This is a genomic window from Novosphingobium arvoryzae, assembly GCF_014652615.1.
Classification (GTDB): domain Bacteria; phylum Pseudomonadota; class Alphaproteobacteria; order Sphingomonadales; family Sphingomonadaceae; genus Novosphingobium; species Novosphingobium arvoryzae.
In genome coordinates, this window is sequence record NZ_BMZD01000008.1 from 51,524 (window position 1) to 73,170 (window position 21,647).

Here is a 21,647-nt window from a genome sequence, read left to right on the forward strand (position 1 = left end):
CCGAACATGGCATTCCTGAAACACCCCGGTTGCATCTACATCGGCGGCGAATGGCAGCCGACTGATACGCGCGAACCGGTGATCAACCCGGCCGACGAAAGCCTGCTGGTCGAGGCCCCGGTGGGCAGCGCGGCGCAAGTTGACGCCGCGATTGCGGCTGCGCGCCATGCGTTTGACCGCAGCGACTGGCCGCACTGGCCAGTGGCCCGTCGGCAGGCGCTGATGACCCGGTTCCTCGACGCGATCGACGCGCGCAAGGCCGAGATTGTCGACATGATCGTGGCCGAGGCGGGATCGACCCGGATGCTGGCCGAATTCCTGCAATACGGCATCCCGATGAAGCACGCCCGCCGCACGGTGGAGGTGGCGAGCCGCCCGGCGATCACGCCGTTGCCGATTGAGCTCACGCCTAATGCGGCTGGCGGCAAGACGCTGGGTACGGGCGTGGTCAGCCGCGAGCCGGTGGGCGTCGTCGCGGCGATTTCGCCCTATAACTTCCCGTTCTTCCTCAACATCGGCAAAGTCGTCCCCGCGCTGGTGGTGGGCTGCACCGTGGTGCTGAAACCCTCTCCCTATACCCCGATGCAGGCGCTGATCCTGGGCGAGATCGCTGACGAGGTGGGGCTGCCGAAGGGCGTGCTCAACATCGTCACCGGGGATATCGAGGCGGGCAAGCTGCTGACGACCGATGCCCGCGTCGATCTGGTCCACTTCACCGGATCGGACAAAGTGGGTGAGGCGATCCAGGCGCAGGGCGCGCCGACGCTGAAGCGGATCGTGATGGAACTGGGCGGCAAGTCCGCGCTGATCGTGCGCGCCGATGCCAATATCCAGGAAGCGGCGCATGCGGCGCTGGGCGGGTTTACCGTGCATTGCGGGCAGGGCTGCGCGCTGACCACGCGGCATCTGGTTCACAACAGCGTTCGCCCGCAATTCGTGGCGACCTTGCAGGCGATGCTGGGCCATGTGAAGATCGGCAATCCGGCGGACCCCACGGTCAATTACGGCCCGCTGATCCGCGCCGTCGCGCGGGAACGGACCGAACGCTATGTCCAGATTGCACTGGATGAAGGCGCGACGCTGGTCGCCGGGGGCAAGCGCCCGGATGGGCTGGACAAGGGCTTCTATTTCCAGCCGACGCTGTTCGACAACGTCCGTAACGACAGCCGTCTGGCGCAGGAAGAAGTGTTCGGCCCGATTGGCGCGGTGATCGGCTTTGACGATGACGATGAAGCGATCGCGCTGGCCAATGCCAGCGATTTCGGACTGTCCGGCGCGATCTGTTCCGCTGATGCGGGGCGCGCGTTCGAAATGGCGCTGCGCATTCGCACTGGCGGGGTTTCGATCAACGGCGGCGGCGGCACGATGCTGTCGGACGCGCCGTTCGGCGGGATCAAGCGCTCCGGCTATGGCCGCGAATACGGCGAGGATGGGCTGAACGAGTTCACCTATCAGAAAGTCATCAGTTTCCACGCGGCTTAAGGGAGGATTTGCCATGACCCAGGTCATGAAGGGCGTGCGCATGCTCGAAGTTGCGCAGTTCACGTTTGTCCCGGCGGCGGGTGCGGTGCTGACCGATTGGGGCGCAGACGTGATCAAGATCGAACACCCGGTGCGCGGCGATGCCCAGCGCGGGATCAAGGAATTGCAGCGGTTGGCGGTCAATCCGCAACGCTCCTCGCTGATGCAGCACCCCAACCGGGGCAAGCGCAGCGTGGGCATCGATATCTCGACGCCGGAAGGGCGCGAACTGATCTATGCCATTGCCAAGACCTGCGATGTGTTCCTGACCAACTACCTGCCTTCTGCCCGGCAGAAGCTGGGCATAGACATCGAACATATTCGCGCCGCCAACCCCGACATCATCTATGTGCGCGGGTCCGCGTTCGGGGAAAAGGGGCCGGAACGCGATAAGGGCGGGTTCGATTCCACCGCCTATTGGGCGCGCGGCGGGTCGGCGGTGCTGGTGACGCCCAAGGAGCTTGAAGGGCCACTCACCCAGCCGGGGCCGGCCTATGGCGATACCATCGGCGGGATGAACATCGCGGGCGGGATCGCCGCCGCGCTGTTCCACCGCGAACGCACCGGAGAGGCGACCGAGGTGGACGTCTCGCTGCTGTCATCGGGCATATGGGCGACCGCGTGCAGCATCGACGTGTGCATGGAACTGGACGTCAACCCGTTCGCCAATGCTCTGCCGGGCAAGGATGTGGTGGGCACCAATCCGTTCATGGGCGTGTTCAAGACCAGCGATGGCGGCTTCATCAACCTGACTGTGCTGTCGCCTGCGCCCTTGATCGCGGATACGTTCGCGCACCTCGACATTCCCGCTTGCGCGGAAGATCCCCGCTTTGCGACGATCGAGCAGTTGTGGGAAAACTCTGCCGCAGCCTTTGCCGAAGTGAAGCGGGCGATCGCGGCCAAGCCCTTCGCGTACTGGCTCCAGCGGCTCAAGACGATGAAGGGCCAGTGGGCGGCCTATCAGTCCCCCGCCGATATCGTGCATGACGAGCAGGTTCAGGCGAACGGCTGGATCTTCGAAGTCGACAGCGCCGATGGCGGTGCGCCGATCAAGCTGGTGGCCAACCCGGTGCAGTTCAACAAGCAGTCCGTGACCAACACCCGCGCGCCCGAGGCGAGCGAGCATACTGAGCTGTTCCTGATGGAGCTTGGCCTCGACTGGGATCGGATCGAGGAGCTGAAGGGCAAGGGGGCCATTGCCTGAACCGATCGATTGGTCGATGGAACGGGCAATGCCAACCGTTCCATCCGACCTGATCGGCGCCGAAGCGCTGTCCCCGCTGGCGGGATCGCCGCTGGTGCTGGTGGAGCCGGGCGATCCGGTGCCGCCGGGCGGGGTGATGGTGGCGGTGGACCGGGCCGGCGCGCTGCCGCTGCTCGATCCGGCCGAATACGATGCGCTGGTCACCACCCGGTCCGCCGCGCCCGCGCCGTGGGTGAGCGTTGCGCCGGACCGGCTGGACGCGCAATTGGCGGCGGCGGCGCAAACCGCTGCGCAAAGCCCGATCGCGACCGCCATGCTGGCACGGGTGCTGCGGCTTGGAGAGACGCTCGACTTCGAGGGCGCGTTGGAACTGGAATCGCTGGCCTACTCCACGCTTCTGGGCGGGGGTGAGTTCGCGCGCTGGCTGGAAGCCGCCCCGCGCGAGGATGGCGGCGCGCAGGCCGCCGATCCGGTGCGCTACGAGCGTCAAGGGGATACGGTCACCCTGACGCTCACCTCTCCCGGCAATCGCAACGCGATGACGGCAGCGATGCGCGACGCGCTCTATGGCGCGCTGGTCAACGTGCTGGAAGATCCCAGCTTGCCCAGCTTGATCCTGCGCGCCGATGGGCGCTGCTTTTCGACTGGCGGCGACCTGCCCGAATTTGGCACGGCGCGCGATCTGGCCGCTGCCCATGTCATCCGGACCCAGCGGTCCTGCGCGCGGTTGCTGCACCGGCTGGGGCCGCGCGCAGAGGCACACCTCCACGGCGCGTGCATCGGTTCCGGCATCGAGGTGCCCGCCGCCGCCGCCCGCCGGATCGGCGCGCCCGATCTGGTCGTGCAACTGCCCGAATTGGGCATGGGCCTGATCCCCGGTGCGGGCGGCACGGCCAGCGTGGCGCTTGCCATCGGGCGGCACCGGCTGCTGTGGCTGGCGCTGGGAGCCTTCCGGATCGGCGCGAAACAGGCGCTGGACTGGGGCCTGATCCACAGTATCGAACCGTGATGGCGCGGTTGCACGACGTGCTGGCGCAGCGGCTGGCCGGACTGGACCTGACACCGCAGGATTTGCTGGCGCGTGACGCACCGGGCGGGCTGGCCGCGCCGGGGCAGATATCGGCCAACGGTTCGTGCCGGTTGATCGCGGCGCGGGATGGCTGGATCGCGCTAAATCTGGCGCGCGGCGATGATCTGGACCTGATCCCGGCGCTGACCGGACGGGATGGCGATCCGTGGGAAGCTGTCGCCGCAGCCGCGGGCGACAGCACGGCTGCCGATTTCCGCAACCGCGCGGCGGAACTGCAACTGCCGGTTGCGGTCGTGGGGGAGAGCGCGCCGCAAGCCTTGGCTGCACCCGGCGGCAGCGTGGTGCCGCGCAAGGTGGTGGATTTGTCGGCGCTCTGGGCCGGGCCGCTCTGCGCCGGATTGCTGGCGCGCGCCGGGGCGGAGGTGCTGCGGATCGAGAGTGTGGGGCGGCCCGATCCGACCCCGGCGGGATCCCCGCTGCTCGACGCGCGGATCAACGCGGGCAAGGCGCGGCTGGCGCTGGACTTGCGCGATCCCGATGGCCGGGCGCGATTGCGCGCTGAACTGGAGCAGGCCGACGTCGTGGTGACCAGCGCGCGCCCTGCGGCCCTCGCGCGGCTGGGGCTGGAACCGGCGGCTTTCCCGCGCCTCACCTGGGTTGCGATTACCGCGCATGGCTTTGCCGGGCCGGGTGCGGCGCGGGTGGGGTTTGGTGACGATTGCGCGGCGGCGGGCGGACTGGTCCGGTGGGAGCAGGGCGAGCCGCGCTTCTGCGGCGATGCGCTGGCCGATCCGCTGACCGGGCTGGAGGCCGCGCTGGCCGTGCTGGCGGGCCAGCGCGGGTTGATCGACATGGCCATGGCGCGGGTCGCGGCGGCCTATGCGGCGGGGCTGGCATGACGCTGGTGCTGCGCGATGTGCGCCCGTGGGGCGGGGCGTCAGTCGATCTGGCGCTGGCGGACGGACGGATCGCGGCGATGGGCCGCAACCTGCCGCGCGGATTGCCGGACATCGACGGGCGCGGCGATGTGCTGCTGCCGGGGCTGCACGATCACCACCTGCATATTCTTGCCACGGCGGCGCGGCGGCATTCGGTCGACCTGACCGGGCTGATCGATCCTGCTGCGGTCAAGCAAGCGCTGAGCGCCGGGCCGCGCCATGGCGGCTGGGTGCGGGCGGTGGGCTATGACGAGCGTGCGGGCGGGTTGCCCGATGCGGCCCTGCTCGATCAGTGGCTGGCCGACACGCCGCTGCGCTTGCAGGACCGCACCGGCGCGCTGTGGGTGCTCAATTCGCCCGCGTTGGCGCGGCTCGGCAACACGCCGCTGCCACCGGGGGCAGAACGCGACGCGCAGGGCCAGCCGACCGGGCGGTTCTGGCGCGAGGACCAATGGCTCGCCGCCGCGCTGCCCGCCGCCGTGCCCGATCTGGCCCGACTGGGGCAGGATCTGGCCGCGCTGGGCCTGACCGGGCTGACTGACGCGGGCGCGAACAACGGCCCTGCCGAGGCCGCGCTGCTGGCGGGCAAACCGCCGCAGCGGCTGGTTCTGATGGGCAGCGAGGCGTTGGAGGCAGGGGCGGGCTATGCACTGGGGCCGCTCAAGTTGCTGATCGACGAACGCGATCCGCCCGCGCTCGATGCACTGGCAGTGCGGATCGCCTGGGCGCGGCGGGCTGGGCGGAATGTTGCCGCGCACTGCGTGACCGAAGCGGAGCTGGCGTTGTTCATCGCCGCGCTGGATGATGCGGGCGGCGCGCGCGCGGGCGACCGGATCGAGCATGGCGGGATGATTCCCGCCGTGTTCATCCCGGTGATTGCCCAGGCCGGGCTGACGGTGGTGACGAACCCGGCCTTCATCCACGACCGGGGGGATCGCTATCGCGCCGCGCTGGACGCGGGGCAGTGGGAAGATCTCTATCGTGCGGGCAGCCTGCTGGCGGCGGGCATTGCGCTGCGCGCCGGATCGGACGCGCCCTATGCCAGCATCGACCCATGGCTGGGAATGCGCACGGCGCGGGACCGGTTGACCCGCGCTGGCCTGTCGCTGGGGCGGGGAGAGGCGATTGGCGCGGCTGCCGCGCTAACGTTGTACGCACGAGGGGACATCGCGGTTGGCGCGCCCGCCGACCTGATCCTGTGTTCGGGCGAGTTGGCCGATGTGCTGGCCGACCTCAGCGCCGAGCGGGTGCGGGCAACGATCATCGGCGGAGCGGTGGCCTTCAATCGCGATTGAGCAGCATCGCCCCCGCGATGAACCCGCCGCCCATGCCGCAGACAGCGGTCTTGGCATTGGCCACCTGCCGCGCGCCGGTTTCGCCCCACAGTTGCTGGCAAGCCTCGTGCAGCAGGCCGAAACCGTGGAGCCGCCCGCCCGACAACTGCCCGCCGCCCGTGTTCGTCGGGAACCGCCCGCCGGGGCCGATATTACCGGCGGCGATGAAGTCCTTTGCCTCGCCGTGGCCGCAGAACCCCAGCGCTTCGAGCCACAGCGGCACAAAAATGCTGAACCCGTCATAAAGCGCCAGCACATCGACATCGGCGGGTTTGAAATCGGTCCGCGCCCACAGGTCCGCTGCGGCATCGTGCGCGCCCATGGTGGTTAGGTCAGGCCGCTGGTCCCAGGTTTCAGCCGAGCGCAGCGCCGATCCCAGCGCCTCGATCCGCAGCGGCGGACGGGCGCAGTCGCGGGCGGCGTCGGCGGCGGAAACGATCACCACCGCCGCGCCGTCAATCGGCACGTCGCAATCGAACAGCCCCAGCGGGGAGGAGATCATCCGCGCGTCGAGGTAGTCGGCCATGCTCAGCGGCTTTTGCATCACGGCGGCGGGGTTCATCAGCGCGAACTGGCGCTGGCCGATGGCGACCATGCCCAGATGCTCGCGCGTCATGCCGAATTCGTGGAAATAGCGCGTGGCCATCCAGCCCGCCCAGTTCGATGCCGACATCGCGCCGACCGGGACCAGCCAGCTGAGCCATCCGCCGATCTGCGGCTTGCCCGCCCCCGCGATGCTGGCGCGCCGCCCGGCGCTTTGCGAAGAGCTTTCGGTCAGCGCGCGAAAGCACAGCACGTGCCGGGCCTGTCCGGTCATCACCGCCATCGCCGCGACCATGATCGGGGCCATTTGCGCGGGGCCATCGGGCACGGCGCTGTGCCAGCGGGTCTTGAGGCCCAGTGCGCCGCGCACCTCGCCCGTGCCGAGCGGCGACATGCCGGGGGAATTGTCCGCCTTGCCGGGATAGGTGCAGATCCCGTCGATATCGTCGCGGGTCAGCCCGGCGCTGGTCATGGCCTGCTGGGCGGCCTCCAGCAGGTGATCCATCGCTGGGCGGCCGGTGTTGCGGCCGATGGTGGACATGCCGGTGCCGGTGATGGTGGCCTTGGTCATGGTCATGCGCCTGCTCCCAGCGGTTGCCAGTGGGGCAGCCAGACATCGCCCGCCGCCTCGAACCGGATCTGCATCCGCTGGCCGATACCAACGCTTTCGGGATCATCGGTCAGCACCGGGGCGGTGACTCGCACGCCGGGGGCGCCATCCACATCGACCACCGCCAGCGCGAACGGCACGGCCATATCGGGCATCCACGGCTGGTGGTTGACGGTGCAGGTATAGACCGTGCCGGTCCCCGCCATCGCTCGCGCCGCGACATTGCGCGACAGGCAGGCGGGGCAGACGATCTGCGGCGGATGGATCGCGGCGTTGCAATCGTCGCAGCAGGCGATCATCAGTTCGCCGCGCTCGCCTCCGGTCCAGAAAGCGGTATTCTCCGGCGTGAGTTCGGGCAGGGGGCGCAAGCGGAATCTCCCAATGATCGCTTTATTGACGTTTCGTCAGTTTTCTGCCCGAAAGCACGGTCAGGTCAAGCGCTAACTGCTGCTTTGGCCTTGCAACATATATAACTAGGTTTACCTTAAAGCGGTAAAGCTGACTGAGAGAGATTCCCGATGAGCGCGCCTGAAACCGATCCCTATGCCTTCAAGCCGGAAGACGATTGCTATCACCAGCTGTCGGACGATCCCTATGAAACGGAAACCAACTGGTGGTCGTTCAACATTCCGGCGCGCAAGATCGGGTGCTGGATTCACACGCCCTACTATCCCAACCGCAAGACGGTAACCTGGCGCATCTTCGTGTGGGACGATGCCGGGTACGATCCCACCCGCATGGCCTATTACAAGAAGGTCGAGGAGGCGCCGATGCCGGACAATCCGGACTTGCGCGACATCACTTTCCCCGGCGGCGGCTACACGCTGAAAATGCTGGAGCCGGGGATGAAGTACCATCTGCAATATGCCGATCCGGATCGGGATTTCGCGCTCGATTTCGTGTTCACCGGCGTGCATCCGCCGCGCCGGTTCGAACCGGGCGAGCCGCCGTTCATCCAGACCCCGCACTATGACCAGCTGGGCCGGGTGCAAGGCACGATGCGGCTGAACGGCGAGGATATCGCCTTCGATTCATGGAGCGTGCGCGACCGTACGTGGGGGCCGCGCGGCGGACCCTATGCGCAAAGCAAGAAGCAGAACTATGCCACCGATCTGGACCGGGTGAAGCACCCCGGCGGCGCGCGCTGGCGCGAGATCGAGCGGGAACGCGGGCGCGGACGCATCCAGTACATCTTTGGCCATGCCGATGGCGACAGCGGCTTCCTGGGCTTTGCCCGCCCGCAGGATGGCGATGCCGATGGCTGGAGCCCGATGAACGGAGGCTATCTGCTACGCGATGGCACGTTCGGCAACCTTGCCAAGGAAGGCAGCCGGATGCGCTCGTTCCGCAATCCCGAAACCGGCTGGTGCAGCCACATGCAGGTCGAACTGGTCGACACGCTGGGCCGGACGATGACCGTCGAAGGTACCGCGATCAGCCGGATGAGCGAGGCCGGTTACGGCACCAACCAGCTGATGCGCTGGGACTACGACGGCAAGATCGGCTGGGGCGAGGATCAGGACGTCTGGAACGGCCGCCATTTCCAGCGGATGCTGCAAGCGCTGCGGGCGTGGAAGTGACGCCTGGTTGTTGCCTGGCCGGGCTCTGCCCGGCCAATGAAAGGACGTAACAATGACGAGTTTGCAGCAACGCGTCGCCGTGATAACCGGCGGCGCGCGGGGGTTTGGCAAAGCCTTCGGGCACGCGCTGGCCGATCAGGGGATGAAAGTCATCCTGGTTGACCTCGATCTTGCGGCGGCCCGGCTGACCGCGGCAGAGATCGGGCCAAACGCCGAGGCGGCGGCCGGCGACGTCTCTGACGAGCAGGCCATGCATGACCTGATGCAGGATATCGCCAAGCGGTATGGCGGCATCGACATCCTGATCAACAATGCCGGAATACATTCGGCCGAGGCCAACAAGCCGATTGGCGAACTTGGCACGGCCCGGACGCGGCGGATGTTCGAGGTGAACATCTGGGGCGTGATCTATTGCACGCTTGCCGCGCGGCCATTCATGGCGGGCCGGGAAGGCGCGGCAATCGTCAACATCTCGTCGATGGCGGCATATGGCTCGCAAATGGCGTATGGCGTGTCGAAGCTGGCCGTGCGCGGGCTGACGGTCTCGTTTGCGCACGAACTGGGTGGGGACGGGATCCGGGTGAACGCACTCGCGCCGGGCCTGATCCTGACCGACACCATCCGCAACGAACTGTCCCCGGACGTCATGGCTCATGTCAAAGGGATGCAGATCGTGAAACGTGACGGCGCTGAACAGGACATTGTCAGCGCGATGCTATGGCTGGTTTCGCCGGGCGCTAGCTTCGTGACCGGAGAGACGATCCGGGTCAGCGGCGGGGCCACGTTGCAGGTCTGATCGGCGGCGGGCGCGGAAAGGCCGCGTCAGCCCGGCGCTTTCCGTCCCGGCAGTGCCAGCGATACCAGCACCGCGCCGAATGACAGCGCAGTGATCGCGTCCAGCGTCACCTGATAGGCGAACGGCGAGGGATAGGTTTCCCGGCCGTTCGTCACGCTGTCGATCGCCAGCAGGGTGGCGACCAGCTGCGATCCGATCCCCATGAACAGGCTGCGGATCACGCCCAGCATTCCGGTGACTTCGCTGGTGCGCTGCGGCGGGGCGGCGGCGGCGATGATCGTCGGCGCGACCGCGAACAGCATTGTCGTGCCGAACGAGATCACGATCAGTTCGGCGATGATGATGCCGACGCTGCTGGCGTCGATCAGCACCATGACCCAGCCCAGCGTGGTGATCAGTCCGCCTGTTACCATTGCAAACCGCCCGCCCCCGCGCCCGGTCAGCCAGCCGCCCAGCGGCCCGGCGAGGACCGAGGTGAGGTTGGACGGCAGCTTGGCAAAGCCCGCCACGGTGGCAGTGAGGCCCAGTCCGGCGACCGTCCAGGTGGGGGCTTGCAGCAGCAGCGAGAAGAACACTGTGATCTGCAAGGTTCCCATTGCGATCAGGGCGCTGGCCGCGCAGCACACGGCGATCGGGCGGCTCGCCAGCGCGCGGACGTCGATCAGCGGATTGGCGCTGCGCAGGCTGAGCTGCACCCACCACGCGCACAGCGCGATACCCGCCAGCAGCAGGCCCACGGCCTCGGCGCTGGCCCAGCCCCAGGCCTTGCCGCCCATCAGGTAGAGCAGGACCAGCGTCACGCCGGGTGCGAACAGCAGGCCCGACAGCCAGTCGATCGGCTCGCCCGAAACGCCGGTGGGCGAAACCGGCACCAGAACCCGCACGGCCAGCCAGGCCGCCGCGCAGAAGCTGGCACTGGCGGCGAAGATGCCGTGCCAGCTGAAGTGGTCAACAATCACGCCGCCCGCGATCAGTCCTGCCGCCGTGCCGACCGAAGCGCCCGAAATCATCAGGCCGATGCCGCTCGGCACGCGATCCGCGGGCAGGTTTTCGCGGACCAGCCCGATGCACAGCGGCAGGATCGTGGCCGTCACGCCTTGCAGCACCCGGCCTGCCAGCAGCATGGCGAACGAGTTGGACAGCGCGCTGATCAGCGATCCGATCGCGCCCCCGGTCAGCACGATCAGCAGCACGCGGCGGCGGCCATAAAGGTCGCCCAGCCGACCGACCACGGCCGACGCTGCCGCCCCGACAATCAGGAACCCCGTAACCAGCCAGCCGACCATCGCCGGATCGCGGAACTGCGCCACCAGCACTTTCAGCGCGGCAAGGATCATCGCGCTTTCGAACGCGCTGGCCATTTCGGCGACCCACAGCGCGGCGATCAGCCCCCAGGGCATACGCGCGGCGGTCAAGCGGAGGCCCCGGCAACGGCCTTTGCGCCTTCGGGCAGGCCTGCCTGCGCGGCGCGCACTTCGATCAGATCGACGCTGATGTCGCGCGGCAGCGCCAGCGCGGCGACCAGCGCGCGCGCCATCGATTCGGGCGTGGCGGGTGAGCCGCTCATCGCGGCGTGGCCGGTGCTGAGGATCTTGGTATAGAACGCGGCCTTGGTTTCATCGGACCAGCTAGCCCCGCCCGCTCCGCCGGAGACAGAGCCTGACCGCAGGATGCCCACGCGGATGCCGTCGCTGCGCAGTTCTTCGCGCAGCCCTTCAGACAGCGTCTCGACCGCCGCCTTGGTGGCGGCGTAGAGCGCCAGCATCGGGAAGGGCAGGCGCACCGATTCGCTGCTGATTGTGAAAATCTGGCCCTGCGCGGCGCGCAAGTGCGGGATTGCGGCGCGGATGATCCACGCGACGCCCAGCACATTCACATCGACGTGCGCGCGGATGATCTCGTCCGACCCGGTGTCGAACGCGAAGGGGTGATAGATCGCGGCGTTGTTCACCACCACGTCAATCCGGCCAAAGTGCGCGGCAGCAGCAGCGATGGCGGCGCTGGCCTGGTCTGACGAGGCGACATCGCAGGGGATGGCCAGCACCGCATCGCCCAGCTCGGCCGCCAGCGCGTCAAGCTCTGCCGAAGCCCGGGCAAGGCACGCAACCTTCATGCCTGCCGCCACCAGCGCCGTCACAAAGTGCCGCCCCATGCCCTTCGACGCACCGGTGACGATCGCGACTTTGCCTGCCAGTTCGTGCATTTCCCAATTCTCCCAAGTGGTCCGGCGGGGTTCGGCCCCGCTCGTCCAGTTATTGACGTTACGTCAATTCCTTGCCTTATGGCAAGCAATCGGCGAAGAGATTTCAACCGGGCCGGGCATTCCGGCCCCCGGAACAGCAACGACCATGACCGCACCTGCGCAAACCAAGTCCAGACCTGCGCCGCGTCCTCGGCCTGACGCCTACAACCATTACGGCCAGAAGATCGGCTCGAAGGGGGAGCGCACCCGCCAGCTGTTGATCGATGTGACGGTTGACCTGCTGGAAACGCACGGCTTGCGCGATGTGTCGGTGGTGGATGTGGCGCGCGCGGCCAATACCTCGCCCGCCACGTTCTATGTCTATTTTCGCGGCGTGCCAGAAGTGGTGCTGGCAGCGCTGGAAACCGCCTCGCAAACCTCGCCCGAACTGGAAGCGCTGCTGGGGCAGGACTGGCTTGCGCCGGGTGCAGCCCAGCACGCACTGCCGTTTGTGGAGGCTTATACGGCGCTGTGGAATCGCCACCGCACGATCTTTCGCGTCCGCAATCTGGCGGCGGAGGAGGGCGACGACCGGTTCTACAAGGCCCGGATGCAGGCGGCGACGCCGATGATGGGGGCGCTGACCGAGCAGATCGCGCGGGCACAGGCGGCTGGCCTTGCCCCGTCCGACCTGTCGGCGCGGGCCTGCGCCGGGACGATCCTGATGATGCTGGAGCGCCTCGCCGCGATCGGCCCTATCACGCATGAAGATCAGGGCATTGGTTACGCCGCGCTCAAGTCGGCGGCGGCCTATACCGTGGCGTTCATGCTGGGGGCGCGGGGCTGACGCTCAGCCCGCAGCAGCCTCGGCCAGCATTTGCTGCATATTGAGCGCGCCGGTGGCCAGCCCGCCGGACAGCCCGGCATCGACCGCCAGGCACACGCCCGATACAAAGCTGGCGGCATCGCTGTTGAGCAGGATCAGCGGCAGGGCCTGCTCCTCCGGCGTTGAAAAACGGCCCTTGGCCTTGGCAAAGGCGCCCAGCACGGCATCGCCCGCAACCTTGCGGAAATCGTCCAGCATCGGGGTGTCGATCGGGCTGGGCATGGTGCAGTTGATGCGGATGTTGCGCGCCATCAGGGCGGGGGCGCTCTGCTGGGTCCAGGTGTTCACCGCTTCCTTCGACAGGGTATAGGGATCGCCCGCCGTTGCGGCATTGGCCAGATACCAGGCGCGACCTGCGGCGATATCGGCATTGCCCATGAATTCGGCCAGCAGCGGCTGGCGGGCCAGATAGTTCATGCCGCCCAGCGACGATACGGTGACGATCGCGCCGCCCGCGCGGATGCGGGGCAGCCATGCATGGGTCCAGTGGCGGATACCCAGGAAGTTGACCGTGACGACATCTTCACCCGGAAACGTCTGCGGCAGGCCGGAAATGTTGAACAGCGCGTCGATTTCGCCGCCGATCCCGGCCACGCCCGCTTCGATGGAAGCCGCGTCTTTCAGATCGACTTGCGTGAACGAGGCGAGGCCTGCGACGGGGGAAGGGCGGATATCCGCGCCGTGCACTTCGGCGCCCAGCGCCACCAGCTGGCGGGCGCAAGCCTCGCCCGTGCCGGAAAAGCACCCCATCACCACCACACGTTTGCCCGCATAGCCCAGGATATCGGCGGCCATCTGTCTCTCCCAACTGTCGTCGTTGTCTCGGTTGGAACGGACGGTAACGCCGGAGGTCGCGTGGCTCAATCAAAAATTGACGTATAATCAATTTGTGTGGCGGTGCGCTTCTCGGCGTTGATCTGGGTCAAGGAAGCAGGCGCGGCGCCCAACCTATGCACAGGCATCCAGATACAAGGATGTATCCGAATGAACGTGCGTACCCAGCGCCTCAGCCGCAGCGAGAGCCAGGCGCAAACCCGCATCCGGCTGGCGCAGGCGGCGCGGCATGAATTCGCGCGCCGCGGGGTGGCAGCGGCCTCGATTGACCGGATCAGCGAAAGCGCCGGCTACTCGCGCGGGGCGTTCTATTCCAACTTTGCCGACAAGCATGAACTGCTGCTGGAATTGCAGGCGCAGCATCAGGCGGCGGAAATCGACGCGTGGCAGGCGCTGCTGGATGCGGAGGGTTCGCTCGCGGAAGTGCTGCCCGCGTTGCAGCGCCGGTTCGATGCCTTCGCGCGCAATGCAGATGACTTTCTGTTTCAGGCCGAGTTGCAGCTCGAAGCCTTGCGCAACCCGCAAGTGGCCGAACGCTACCGGGCATTTTCCGCCGAGATTGCTACGCGCACCCGCCAGCTGGCGCAGGCCTTCATTACCCGCGCGGGTGGCTGCCGGGTGTCGGCGGATGTGCTGGGCATATTGCTGCAATCGCTGGCGCACCAGCTGATTACCGAGGCGCGGCTTGGGGCTGGTGCAGCGGAACCGAGCGCCGGGGAACGGATGGTCGCGATCCTGACCGAACTTTTGGGAACCACGCCGGACGCCGCTTGAACGCGGGCCGGCAGGAGAGGAGCAGATACCATGACAAGTGCAGCACTGGACCATCCAGCCCACGTACCGGCTGACCGGGTGATCGATTTCGATCTTTATGACTTCCCGGTGGAGGGACTGGACTACCAGCGCTCGATGCGCGAAATCCTGCAATCGCGGCCTGCCGATGTGCTGTGGACCCCGCACAACGGCGGTCACTGGATCGCGCGGACGCACGATACCGTGGCCAAGGTGCTGGCGGACAGCGATCACTTTTCATCGCGCCGGATCATGGTCGGCCCTTACGATGACAGCCGCCCGCCCCTGGTGCCGCTGCAACTCGATCCGCCGCACCACGCGCCCTATCGCGCCCTGTTGCAAGCCGCGCTGTCGCCCAAGGCCGTGGGCAAGCTGGGCGAACGCGCGCGCGAGCTGTCGATCGAGTTGATCGACGGCTTCAAGCACGATGGCCACTGCGAGTTCATCGGCCAGTTCGCCCAGCATCTGCCGATTGCGATCTTCATGGAAATCGTCGGCCTGCCCGCGTCCGACCGGCCCTATCTGACCGAAGTCGCCGAAGCGGCAATGCGCGGCGGAACCGAGGCAGAGCGCAATGCGGCCGGGGCCAAGCTGATGGCTTACGGCATGGCCAAAGTGGCCGAGCGGCGCGCCAATCCCGGCACTGACCTGATCAGCACGATCGTGCAGGCCGAAGTCGATGGCCAGCCGATCGCGGACTTTCCCCTGACTGGCATGATTCTGCTGCTGCTGCTGGGCGGGCTCGATACGGTGGCATCGACGCTTGGGTTCTATGCCCAGTTCCTGGCCACGCACCCCGAACACCGCCGCCTGCTGGTGGAACAGCCGGAGCTGATCCCCAACGCCAACGAGGAACTGCTGCGGCGCTTTGCCATCGCGATCCTGGCGCGCGAGGTGAAGGCCGATGTGGAACTGGGCGGGGTCACGCTGAAGGCGGGCGACATGATCATGGCGCCGACCCCGATGGATGGGCTGGACGAACACAAGTTCGCCGATCCGCTGACCGTGGATTTCCACCGGGTCAAGCCGGGGGCCAACGCCACGTTCGGCGGCGGGGTGCACCGCTGCGTCGGGTCGGTGCTGGCCCGCACCGAACTGCGCATCTTTCTGGAGGAGTGGCTGAAGCGGATCCCCGATTTCGCTATCAAGCCCGGCACCAATCCCCGCGTCAGCGCGCGTTCGGTGGCGACGATCACCACCCTCGAACTGGTCTGGGACCCGGGGAGCGTCAAATGAGCGAGGCGGGAAAACGCCGCTACCTCTGTTTCTATTGCGGCACCGTCTATGACGAGGCGCTGGGCTGGCCGGACGAGGGCATTGCCCCCGGCACCTTGTGGGAGGACGTACCCGATGACTGGGTCTGCCCCGAATGCGCCGCGTCCAAGGCGGACTTCACGCTGGATGAGGACTACTGAGCTCTACCGGCGCTTGGCCTCGCCCAGCGGGACCAGCGGATAGAGCAGCTGTCGCGCCCAGTGATGCTCGCCGCCGGGCAGGCCATAGCGCCAGGGGCGGCCTTCCGGCACGTGCAGCGTGCCGAACAGGCGGTCGTAGAAGCTCAGCATGGTGCAGAAGTTGCGATAGGTCTTGCCGTCCTTGCCATAGCCGTGATGGGTATGGTGTATTCGCGGGGTGACGAAGATCAGTTCCATCGCCCGGGTCAGCCGCCCGCCGCCCGGCACACGGGCAATGATCGCATCATCCCAGCGCCAGTCGCTGTGGGTCAGCGCGTTCCACGCCATGATCGTCAGGTAGAACGCGGCTGTGGCAGCCGGCATGCCCAGGTAAAGCCCCAGCGCCGCGCACCAGGTGTAGCTGTGGATCAGCGGCCAGACCAGGTTGGTCCGGTACATCAGCGTAACATTGACATAAGGCGCGCTGTGATGGGTGCGGTGCATTCCGTGGAGCAGCGGATGGCGCTTTGAATCGTGCGCCCAGCGATGGATCCAGTACTGGCAGAATTCCGCCACCAGCAGCAGGCCGATGAACCCGGCCCAGACCGGCGCGCCGGCCAACAGGCCCTTGCCGGCCGGGATCAGCAGACCGATCACCGTCGCGGTCAGCCAGGCCATCCCCACCCGGGTGATTTGGCTGGAGGCAATGACCGACAGCATGATCGCGATGTCGCGCGGGCGGTGAACCTTGCGGTGCCGCCCGGTCAGCAGTTCGATCACGAAGATGCCGGCGACAAGGACCAGGATCCAGTGCTGTGGTTGCATGGCCATCAATCTCCCCGTTTTGTTGTCACGCGAACATCGCGCAACGACAATCATTCGTCTAATGCATAATTATAGACGATATCATGCAATTAGCGCATGATGCGGTCATGAATCTCAAGCATCTTCGCCACGCCGTCGGGCTTGCCGATTTCGGCAGCTTCACTGCTGCGGCCGATCGTCTCGCAATTTCCCAACCAGCACTCAGCCGGTCGATACAGGCACTCGAGCATTCACTTGGGCTTACCCTGTTCATCCGCGAGCCCGGCCGGATTGTGCTGACCGAGGCAGGTCAGGATGTGATTTCGCAGGCTCGAATGGTGTTGCGTCAGGCTTCGAACCTGGAACAGGCGGCCAGGCAGCTAGCCAGCGGTGAAGCCGGACGAGTCCGGATAGGGCTGGGTCCGATGTTCAGCCGACTGGCAGAACCGTTGCTGGTGGAGTGTTGGAAGCCCGGCCAAGAAGTTGATTTGCAGATCCACATATTGCCGGTGGAACGGCTGGTTTCAGGACTGCTGGCTGGAGAGATCGACTTCTTCGTTGCTGACGGGCGCGCGGCTGCGGGGCAGCCAGCTATTCAGATCGACAGGATTGGCAAGGCGCGGACCGGCTATTTTGTGCGATCCGGGCATCCGCTGGCCGGCTGTGCTGACTTGTTGGTTGAAGACTTGCGGCCCTTTGTCCGGGCTACTCCTAACTTGCCGCGCACCAGACTTGATTCCGATGACGCCATTCGCGCATCAACCGATGCCCAGACTGGCCGCCTCGCCTGCGAAAATCTGGACCTGTTGATCCGATTCGCGATTTCAAGCGATGCGGTACTCCTGGCGATCGAAGGTGCGATTGCCGAGGAGTTGCAGCGCGGCCAATTGGTGGCCCTGAACCTTCCGGAATTGCAGGACTGGCATGCCCAGATCGGACTTGCCAGTCTTGCCGGGCGCGATTGGTCCGCCCTGTCCATCCGATATACCAAAGCACTGCGGAAATTGCTGGATCGCAGCTGGCTTCAGAATTGACTGAATGCACACTAGCCGCGCATCACCCAGCCGCCATCGACGTTGAGCACCTGTCCGGTCATCCAGCGTCCGGCTTCGGACACCAGCAGCAGCAGCGCACCGCACAGCGCATCGGGCGTGTCGCGCAGCTGGATCGGCGCGCGCGAGGCGATGGCCTGGACCAGCGGGCTGTCTTCCGGGGTCAGGGCCAGGCCCGCATCGGTCTTGGTCATGCCCGGACCGATGGCGTTGACGCGAATGTTCTGGCGGCCAAGCTCGGTCGCCAGCGTGGTGGTCGCCCCGTGCAGCGCGATCTTGGTGACGCCGTAATAGGACTGCGCGGGATAGGCCCCGGCGGACACCTGGTTTACGATGGCCCCGCCGCCGCGTTCCGCCATGAACGGTGCGACCACCTGCGCGCAGTTGATCGCACCCCAGACGTTGACCGCCATGCCCTTGTCGAACCGGGCGCGATCGGTCTGCATCAGCGGCTTGTCGACGATTTCCACCATCAGTGCGGCGTTGTTGACCAGGATGTCGATCCCGCCAAACGCCGCCTTGGCTGCTGCCGCCATCGCTTCGACCGAAGCGGTGTCGGTTATGTCGACTTGCACGGCAATCGCCTTGCCGCCCAGGCCGGTGATCTCGTCCGCGACCTTTTGCGCGCCTTCGCCATTGAGGTCCGCGACGACCACGCTGGCGCCCGCGCTGGCGAGAGCAACCGCATAGGCCCGGCCGATGGAATTGCCGCGCCCGCCAGCTCCAGTGACGATCGCCACCTTGCCATCGACGCGGAAGTTTTCGTTGGTGAAGTCAGCCATGTTTCCGGCTCCTTACTTGGGGAAGATCGGCGCGCCGACGCCGATGGTGACGGTCTTGTAGTGCAGGAATTCGTCGATCCCGGCCTTACCGCCTTCCTTGCCGAAGCCGGAAATGCCGACCCCGCCAAACGGGGTGTGCGAATTGATCTGGAAGCCGCCGTTGATATAGACGCCGCCTGCATGCAGCCGTTCGGCCAGGCGGTGGGCGCGCTGGATGTCGTTGGTCTGGATATAGGCGGACAGGCCATATTCGCTGTTGTTGGCGATGGCGACTGCTTCGTCTTCGGTGTGGAACTTGAGGATCGCCACGGCTGGCCCGAAGATTTCGACCTGGGCGATTTCGTGGTCGGGATCGACATCGACCATGATCGTCGGTTCGATGAAGTTGCCCTTGGCGAGGGCGCCCCCGGCGCGCTTGCCGCCCATCAGGAACGTGCAGGCCTTGTCCGCCGTCGCGCGATCAAACATGCCGGTGATGCGCTCCACGGCGGCGGCGCTGATCACCGGGCCGACCATCACGCCGGGTTCCATTGGATCGCCGACTTTGAACTGCTGGGCAATGGCGACCATCTTTTCGACGAATTCGTCATAGACGTCGGCCTGGACGAGCTGCCGGGTGGGGAGGGCACAGCCTTGCCCCGCCAGACAGCCGATGGTCCAGAATACCGCGCGCTCGGCGGCGGCTTGCAGGTCGCAATCAGGGAACACCAGGCTGGCCGACTTGCCGCCCAGTTCCATCACGCTTGGCTTGATCTGCTCGGCTGCGGCGGTGAGGATCTTGCGCGCGGTGATCGGCCCGCCGGTGAAGCTGATCTTGCGCACGCGCGGGTGGCGCACGATGGCGTCCCCCGCTTCGCCCGTTCCCGGCAAGACCGAGATCACGCCATCGGGAATGCCCGCTTCCTTGCAGCACTGCGCGAACAACTCGGGCGCGAACGGGGTGATTTCGGCGGGCTTCAGGATCACGCAGTTACCAGCGGCGAGGGCGGGGGACACTTTCATCCCCATGCCGATCAGCGGGCCGTTCCAGGTGTTGATGATCCCGACGATCCCGATCGGTTCGGGTACGGAATAGGAAAATTCGCCGCGCGTATCGAACGTGCTCATCAGATCGCCGGTCAGCTTGTCGCACCAGCCCGCGTAGTAGCGCATCCAGCTTACGGCGGTTTCCACCCCGCGCGCGCCCTGCATCAGCGGGGTGCCGCCATCCAGCGCAGCCATTTCGGCGAACTGCTGCTGCTTTTCCATCAGCAGGTCGGCCAGCTTGTAGAGCATCGCCCTGCGCGCCTCGGGCGAGGTCCGGCGCCAGCCTTCACGCGCGGCTTCAGCCTTGGCGACTGCGGCTTCTACTTCAGCGGGACCGGCCAGCGGAACCTCCGCCAGTGCCTCGCCGCTGACCGGGTGGATGTGGGTGCGGGTGCCGCCTGAACCGCTGGTTCGCGTCTCGTGGCCAAGGTGAAGGTGGACGGTGGGAATGGCGATAGTCATTATTTCGGCTCCCATTCAAGGTGCAGGGCTTCAAGCGCCTGAACCGATCCGCCGCGAAAGCGCAGCGGGGCCTGTTCGGCGATGCGGAAGTGGCCGATCTTCTCGGCCCAGGTGCGGTAGAACGTGACCATTTCGAGCCGCGCGAGGTGGATGCCCAGGCACGTGTGAATGCCCGACCCAAATCCGGCGTGGCGGCAGTGCGGGCGGTCCAGCCGCACTTCGGCGGGACAACTGGTCAGCTTTTCGTCCCAGCCGACGACGTTAAGCGGCACCAGCACGGAGTCCCCGGCGTAGAACTGCACGCCGCTTACCACCGTATCCTGCGTGATGTAGCGGGGCGTGGACACGAAAGTGTAGCGGCGCATCAGTTCCTCGACGATGGCCGGGATCGCGTCATGGTCCTCGATCATCCGGGTGCGCAGCGCCGCATCATTCGCCAGGTGGCGCATGCCAAAGGCGAGCGCGTTGACCACCGTGTCTAGCCCCGCCAGGAACATCAGGAACCCGATCGAGATCAGCTCGTCCTGCGACAGCTTGCGGCCCTCGAAATCGACGTGGACGAGCGTGGACACCAGGTCGTCCTTCGGCTCCACCCGGCGCGCCTCGATCAGTTGAGTCAGCGCACCCAGAATCTGCATGGTCAGTTCCATGCGGCGCTGGTCATCGACCTGCGCGTCGAAGTATTCGACCACGGTGGCGCGGAAGAAATCGAACTGGTCCAGCGGGAACCCGAACATTTCCATGAACACCGACACCGGAAAGCGCGAACCCAGCGCGTCGACGAATTCGCAGCCGCCCTTGTCCGCGACATCGCCGATCAGCTTTTCCGCCCATTCGGTGATGCGCGGCTCCAGCGGTTCGATCGCCTTGCTTTCGAAGTACGGGCGCAGCAGCTGGCGATAGGGGCGATGCTCCGGCGGATCGAGCGATTCCGGGATCATGCGCGGCTGGTTGGGGTTGGGGGGGATGGACAGGAACTTGCTGGAAAACCGGTCGGGATGCCGCAGCACCTCAATCGCTGCGTCCGCACAGTTCACCACCCAGTGGCCGCCGTTGCACGGTGTCCAGAATACCGGCGGGGCCGTTTCCTTAAGGCGCCAGTATCCGGCGTGCACGTCGGCCAGAATGGCCGGATCACGCACATAGTCGAATTCGAAGACCGGTTCGCGTACCGGTCCGCCCACAGCTTCTCCCATCGAGTCGTTCTCCTGACTTGCGCTTAAGTAAACAGCGGTATACATATCATGTCAATGGCCGACGCCGATCCCCGCCCCCAACGCGATGCAGCGCGCACCCGCGCAGCAATTCTGCATGCTGCGCAGCAGGCATTCTCGACCAAGGGCTATACCGATACCGGCGTGCGCGAGATCACGGCCGCTGCCGGGGTCAATCCCGCACTGGTCAGCCGCTACTTCGGGTCGAAGGAAAAGCTGTATGAAGCGGCGCTTTCGGCACTGCTTGATGCGCGGGTGGTCCTGGGATTCCCGCGCGATCAATTTGGCGAAGCGGTGGTGCGGATGTTGCTGGCCCCCGCGCCGCAGCAACGCAATCCGCTGCCGATGATGCTGCTGGCCAGCGCCGATCCGACCGCGCGCGCTATTACCGACCGCCTGCTGACCGAACTGTTCCTGGAACCTCTGGCCGCTTGGTACGGGCCAGTGCGTGGCGCGGAAAAGGCGGCCTGCTTTTCGTTGCTGGCATCGGGGTTGACGCTCTACCGGCAGGTCTATCCGCTCGCCGCGCTGGACGGCGCGCTGTCGGATGAAACGCGCGCTTGGCTGGTGCAGGCATTCCAGTCGCTGATCGATTGAGAAAGAGTTATTGCACTAGGTGATATATCTCGGCACAATTGCCGCATGGGATATCTGGATGCATGG

At 66.2% G+C, this 21,647-nt stretch carries 22 protein-coding genes; 13 read left to right on the forward strand and 9 right to left on the reverse strand.

The features are described from left to right. Positions 1 to 6: 6 nt before the first annotated feature. Genes IE113_RS13990 through IE113_RS14010 form a run of 5 tightly spaced genes read left to right on the forward strand, consistent with a single transcriptional unit; the run spans position 7 to position 5,988 of the window. Positions 7 to 1,482 (forward strand): aldehyde dehydrogenase family protein, encoded by a 1,476-nt coding sequence (locus IE113_RS13990; protein WP_189542549.1) that lies wholly within the window; start codon positions 7 to 9, stop codon positions 1,480 to 1,482. A 13-nt stretch (positions 1,483 to 1,495) separates the two neighbouring features. Next, positions 1,496 to 2,725, forward strand: a complete 1,230-nt coding sequence (locus IE113_RS13995) for a CaiB/BaiF CoA transferase family protein (RefSeq protein ID WP_189542551.1) — start codon at positions 1,496 to 1,498, stop codon at positions 2,723 to 2,725. 28 nt (positions 2,726 to 2,753) lie between these two features. After that, complete coding sequence (locus IE113_RS14000) at positions 2,754 to 3,734, forward strand: enoyl-CoA hydratase/isomerase family protein (RefSeq protein ID WP_189542553.1); 981 nt, start codon at positions 2,754 to 2,756, stop codon at positions 3,732 to 3,734. After that, entirely contained in the window at positions 3,734 to 4,654 is a 921-nt protein-coding gene (locus IE113_RS14005; RefSeq protein WP_189542555.1) for a CoA transferase, read from the forward strand. Before IE113_RS14000 ends, IE113_RS14005 begins: the two co-directional genes overlap by 1 nt. Next, complete coding sequence (locus IE113_RS14010; RefSeq protein ID WP_189542557.1) at positions 4,651 to 5,988, forward strand: amidohydrolase family protein; 1,338 nt, start codon at positions 4,651 to 4,653, stop codon at positions 5,986 to 5,988. The genes IE113_RS14005 and IE113_RS14010 overlap by 4 nt, the downstream gene beginning before the upstream one ends. Here the strand turns inward: IE113_RS14010 and IE113_RS14015 are convergent. Together IE113_RS14015 and IE113_RS14020 are read right to left on the reverse strand one after the other, a co-directional pair. Beyond that, on the reverse strand, positions 5,975 to 7,147 hold the full coding sequence (locus tag IE113_RS14015) for a thiolase family protein (RefSeq protein WP_189542559.1): 1,173 nt from the start codon (positions 7,145 to 7,147) through the stop codon (positions 5,975 to 5,977). The genes IE113_RS14010 and IE113_RS14015 overlap by 14 nt on opposite strands. Then, the gene (locus IE113_RS14020) at positions 7,144 to 7,548 is read right to left on the reverse strand and encodes a Zn-ribbon domain-containing OB-fold protein (protein WP_189542561.1); all 405 of its coding nucleotides are present in this window, start codon (positions 7,546 to 7,548) and stop codon (positions 7,144 to 7,146) included. The genes IE113_RS14015 and IE113_RS14020 overlap by 4 nt, the downstream gene beginning before the upstream one ends. A 150-nt stretch (positions 7,549 to 7,698) precedes the next feature. On the opposite strand from IE113_RS14020, the gene IE113_RS14025 reads away from it, so the two are divergent. Together IE113_RS14025 and IE113_RS14030 are read left to right on the forward strand one after the other, a co-directional pair. Further along, on the forward strand, positions 7,699 to 8,760 hold the full coding sequence (locus IE113_RS14025) for a DUF7064 domain-containing protein (RefSeq protein ID WP_189542563.1): 1,062 nt from the start codon (positions 7,699 to 7,701) through the stop codon (positions 8,758 to 8,760). Positions 8,761 to 8,812: 52 nt separating this feature from the next. Continuing rightward, the gene (locus tag IE113_RS14030) at positions 8,813 to 9,556 is read left to right on the forward strand and encodes an SDR family NAD(P)-dependent oxidoreductase (protein WP_189542565.1); all 744 of its coding nucleotides are present in this window, start codon (positions 8,813 to 8,815) and stop codon (positions 9,554 to 9,556) included. A 26-nt stretch (positions 9,557 to 9,582) separates the two neighbouring features. Here IE113_RS14030 and IE113_RS14035 read toward each other — a convergent pair whose 3' ends face one another. Together IE113_RS14035 and IE113_RS14040 are read right to left on the reverse strand one after the other, a co-directional pair. After that, positions 9,583 to 10,971 (reverse strand): MFS transporter, encoded by a 1,389-nt coding sequence (locus IE113_RS14035; protein WP_189542567.1) that lies wholly within the window; start codon positions 10,969 to 10,971, stop codon positions 9,583 to 9,585. Next, entirely contained in the window at positions 10,968 to 11,759 is a 792-nt protein-coding gene (locus IE113_RS14040; RefSeq protein ID WP_189542569.1) for an SDR family oxidoreductase, read from the reverse strand. Before IE113_RS14040 ends, IE113_RS14035 begins: the two co-directional genes overlap by 4 nt. Positions 11,760 to 11,904: 145 nt before the next feature. Between IE113_RS14040 and IE113_RS14045 the strand changes: the two genes are divergently transcribed. Beyond that, entirely contained in the window at positions 11,905 to 12,585 is a 681-nt protein-coding gene (locus IE113_RS14045) for a TetR/AcrR family transcriptional regulator (protein ID WP_189542571.1), read from the forward strand. 3 nt (positions 12,586 to 12,588) lie between these two features. Here the strand turns inward: IE113_RS14045 and IE113_RS14050 are convergent, their stop codons facing one another. Next, positions 12,589 to 13,419 (reverse strand): coniferyl-alcohol dehydrogenase, encoded by an 831-nt coding sequence (locus IE113_RS14050; protein ID WP_189542574.1) that lies wholly within the window; start codon positions 13,417 to 13,419, stop codon positions 12,589 to 12,591. A gap of 189 nt (positions 13,420 to 13,608) precedes the next feature. On the opposite strand from IE113_RS14050, the gene IE113_RS14055 reads away from it, so the two are divergent. Genes IE113_RS14055 through IE113_RS14065 form a run of 3 tightly spaced genes read left to right on the forward strand, consistent with a single transcriptional unit; the run spans position 13,609 to position 15,665 of the window. Further along, entirely contained in the window at positions 13,609 to 14,232 is a 624-nt protein-coding gene (locus IE113_RS14055; RefSeq protein WP_189542576.1) for a TetR/AcrR family transcriptional regulator, read from the forward strand. Positions 14,233 to 14,262: 30 nt separating this feature from the next. Further along, positions 14,263 to 15,486 carry a cytochrome P450 gene (locus IE113_RS14060; RefSeq protein WP_189542577.1) on the forward strand — a complete coding sequence of 408 codons (1,224 nt, stop codon included), beginning with the start codon at positions 14,263 to 14,265 and terminating at the stop codon, positions 15,484 to 15,486. Further along, positions 15,483 to 15,665: a rubredoxin gene (locus IE113_RS14065; RefSeq protein WP_189542578.1), complete on the forward strand. Its 183-nt coding sequence runs from the start codon at positions 15,483 to 15,485 to the stop codon at positions 15,663 to 15,665. Before IE113_RS14060 ends, IE113_RS14065 begins: the two co-directional genes overlap by 4 nt. A 3-nt stretch (positions 15,666 to 15,668) precedes the next feature. Here IE113_RS14065 and IE113_RS14070 read toward each other — a convergent pair whose 3' ends face one another. Further along, complete coding sequence (locus IE113_RS14070) at positions 15,669 to 16,475, reverse strand: sterol desaturase family protein (protein ID WP_189542580.1); 807 nt, start codon at positions 16,473 to 16,475, stop codon at positions 15,669 to 15,671. A gap of 77 nt (positions 16,476 to 16,552) precedes the next feature. On the opposite strand from IE113_RS14070, the gene IE113_RS14075 reads away from it, so the two are divergent. Next, entirely contained in the window at positions 16,553 to 17,482 is a 930-nt protein-coding gene (locus IE113_RS14075) for a LysR family transcriptional regulator (protein WP_189542582.1), read from the forward strand. 11 nt (positions 17,483 to 17,493) lie between these two features. Here the strand turns inward: IE113_RS14075 and IE113_RS14080 are convergent, their stop codons facing one another. Genes IE113_RS14080 through IE113_RS14090 form a run of 3 tightly spaced genes read right to left on the reverse strand, consistent with a single transcriptional unit; the run spans position 17,494 to position 20,966 of the window. Beyond that, positions 17,494 to 18,282 (reverse strand): SDR family oxidoreductase, encoded by a 789-nt coding sequence (locus IE113_RS14080; protein WP_189542584.1) that lies wholly within the window; start codon positions 18,280 to 18,282, stop codon positions 17,494 to 17,496. Positions 18,283 to 18,294: 12 nt separating this feature from the next. Next, positions 18,295 to 19,770, reverse strand: coding sequence for an aldehyde dehydrogenase family protein (locus tag IE113_RS14085; RefSeq protein ID WP_189542586.1), 1,476 nt, complete (start codon positions 19,768 to 19,770; stop codon positions 18,295 to 18,297). Further along, entirely contained in the window at positions 19,770 to 20,966 is a 1,197-nt protein-coding gene (locus tag IE113_RS14090; RefSeq protein ID WP_189542588.1) for a cytochrome P450, read from the reverse strand. The genes IE113_RS14085 and IE113_RS14090 overlap by 1 nt, the downstream gene beginning before the upstream one ends. Before the next feature lie 54 nt (positions 20,967 to 21,020). On the opposite strand from IE113_RS14090, the gene IE113_RS14095 reads away from it, so the two are divergent. Continuing rightward, on the forward strand, positions 21,021 to 21,581 hold the full coding sequence (locus IE113_RS14095; protein ID WP_189542590.1) for a TetR/AcrR family transcriptional regulator: 561 nt from the start codon (positions 21,021 to 21,023) through the stop codon (positions 21,579 to 21,581). Positions 21,582 to 21,647 lie beyond the last annotated feature (66 nt).